Here is a 2,843-nt window from a genome sequence, read left to right as displayed (position 1 = left end):
TACGCGGCCACAGGGTGGAGCTGGGCGAGGTCGAGGCCGCCGTGGCCGGATGCCCCGGGGTGAAGGGGGCCGTGGCCGTCGTGGCCGGCGAGCGCGAGCATCTTTTTGCTGTCGCAATCCCTGCCATCAGCGAAGCCCCCATCGCCTCAATTAGCGAGAGATCGCCAGTCGAGAACAGGGAAGCTGAACACACGCGGCTCACTGCGCTTTCTAATATTCTTATCAAAGAGCGAGGCTTGTCGAATGACAGGCTTTTTACGAACGAGCAGAGTGACGAATCTTCTTCACGATATCACGCGGTTATGGAAATGCTCTCTCGCAACACTTCAAATTGCTCAACAGTATGCCGAGACAACACATTGGAAGAAGCCGCTGATTTCTATGAAAAGATACTGACAGAAGCCGCAGACCCTTCCACGTTGTACGAAAGCGACAGGTTCTCTCCTGAAGCCCTCTTTCTCTCTCGCAACTCGTCCCAAAGAATCATCAAGGACGCAATCGCCACAATCAAGGCAATGGCTGAAACGCTTGGCCGCAAACTTAAAGTCGCTGATTTCGGATGCCGAAGTGGACGCATATCAGCCCTGTTGCTCCCCGAGGTCGCAGATACTATCTCGGAATACCATCTGCTCGACACTTCTCAATCTATGCTAGATATGGCCAAAACAAGGCTAGACGACTTTTCAGAAAAAGTGAGAACAGCAAAGCTTACAAAAGTTGTCGATCAAGATATTCATGCACGTTTCGATGTTGTGGTGTCGATAAACGCAATTCACACCATGGAAGAACCTTCTGAGGCAATAAGTGCTCTTGGAGAAACCCTAGCAGCAGACGGCAGGGCTTTCATTGTGGATCCCACCGAGTTTGCCCCTTCCGCAATGGTAACAGCTGCAATTGCCCAGTGCGCATTTGGCGATGGGGAACCGAGCGGTCTGCTTTCTCCCGAGAAATGGATCGACTCTCTTTCGGAGAAAGGATTGCGTGCCGACTGGGTAAAAATCGACGATGGCCTGTTCATCTCTCTGTCCAGCCGAACTTCTCCACCTATCGACCTCACACTTCTCCGCTCTACTCTAGAAAAAGAAGTTCCCGCATATATGGTTCCCGAGCATCTTGGAATCCTACCTTCTCAGCCGCTATCCAGAAACGGAAAAGTGGATAAAGGAAGCGTTAAAGACTGGGCTGAATTGTATTGCTCTTTCTGTGATGCATCTGACAATTATATTGAGCCAAATGGAGAAATCGAGAAAAAGGTTTCGTCTATATGGTCAAAATTCCTTGGAGGAAGGCGTGTCGGCCGCTACGATGGATTTTTTGAATACGGAGGAGACAGCCTAAGTGCTACGCGGATGATTTCCGCTCTTTCAAAAATTGGCATCAAAGCAAGTCTAAAGGAGCTTTTCGCCTCAGGAAATCTTGCAGACTTCTGCAAAGGGCTTTCCATTTCGTCTCCTAATAACTCCAAGGCAATCACTATCAATGAAGAGTTGAGATTTGAGCCGTTCGACCTCACCGAGGTACAGAGGGCATACACCATAGGAAGGACCAGCGGTCTCGACTTGGGCAAGGTAGGATCCTATTGCTTCTTCATGTTTGAAACTAGCGAATACAGTCACGACAGATTTGCATCAGCATGGAGGATTCTGCTCGAGCGTCACGGAGCCTTGCGCACTCTTCTAGTCAAGAATGGCGAGAAGCAGCAGGTGTATCGATCATCTGATCTGAATCTACCTCTGGCTGTCCAAAATGCAATGGATTCAAAAGATGCTCGTAAAATAGTCGAACAAGCAATGTCGCATAGATCGATAGATCTAACGAAATCTCCCGGCTTTGAAGCTCTCTCGGCAGTTTATAGCAGCGGTGCTGTTGTCGGTATTGGCTTCGACAACACTATGGTAGACGGCGTGAGCATGAGCACCGTTCTCGCCGAACTGGCCGAACTCTACGAGAACCCCGGGGCCGACCTCCCCGGCATCGGCCTGACGTTCAGGGATTTCGTCGTCGGGCACCGGAGAGACGGTCGCGAGGTTGAAGAGGCGGAGGGCTACTGGCGCTCGCGCTTGCCCGAGCTGCCGCCCGCGCCGCAGCTCCCCCTCGCCGCCGACCCCTCGACGGTCGGGGAAGGGGGGTTCGAGCGCCTGTGGCGGACGGTTGCCGAGCCCGAATGGTCGGCGGTCAAGGAAAAGGCCCGGCTGCACGGCATCACACCCTCGGCAGTCCTGCTTGCTTGCTACGCGAGGGTGCTGTCAGCCTGGAGCGGAGGGGGCGGCGTGACGCTGAACCTGACCATCTTCGACCGCCCCGAGGTCCATCCCGACATAGACAAGGTGGTGGGCGACTTCACCACCCTTCTCCCGGTGGCATGCCGCCCCTCGGCCGATGCGTCCGTCGAGGCCCAGATGAGGGGCGTCCAGAACGAGCTTGCCGGAGGATTGGAGCATAGGGCGGTCTCGGCCGTGTGGGTCCAGCGCGAGCTGGCGCGCTCCGCAGGGACCTCCGGAGTGGTTCTGCCCGTGGTGTTCACAAGCGCCCTCGGCCTGAGTAGGTTCGATCTCGACGGCGGCTTCATGGATTATCTGGGCGGCCTGTCCCAGACTCCACAGGTGTGGCTCGACCACCAAGCCATGGAGAGAGGCGGCGGCGTCATGCTCTCGTGGGACTACGTGTCCGAGCTGTTCCCCGACGGAATGATCGCCGATATGTTCGATGCGTACTGCTCGGCCGTCTCCTCTTTGGCGGCCTCAGACTGGTCGGAGCCGTTCCCCGACCTGCTGCCCCCTTCGCAGCGCGCGGCGCGCGCCGAGGCGAACTCGGAGGGGGCCGACCTCGGCGGCGGGACGCTC

General features: G+C 55.8%; 1 protein-coding gene. It reads left to right on the top strand.

Going from position 1 to position 2,843, the window contains the following annotated elements; all coding sequences use genetic code 11:
• Positions 1-71: 71 nt before the first annotated feature.
• Positions 72-2,843 (top strand): condensation domain-containing protein (locus tag ACW4LP_RS12260; RefSeq protein WP_455803866.1); only part of this gene is annotated, 2,772 nt, incomplete at its 3' end.

This window comes from Adlercreutzia sp. CNCM I-6215 (genome assembly GCF_977072315.1).
This window is presented reverse-complemented; position numbering and strand designations above follow the sequence as displayed.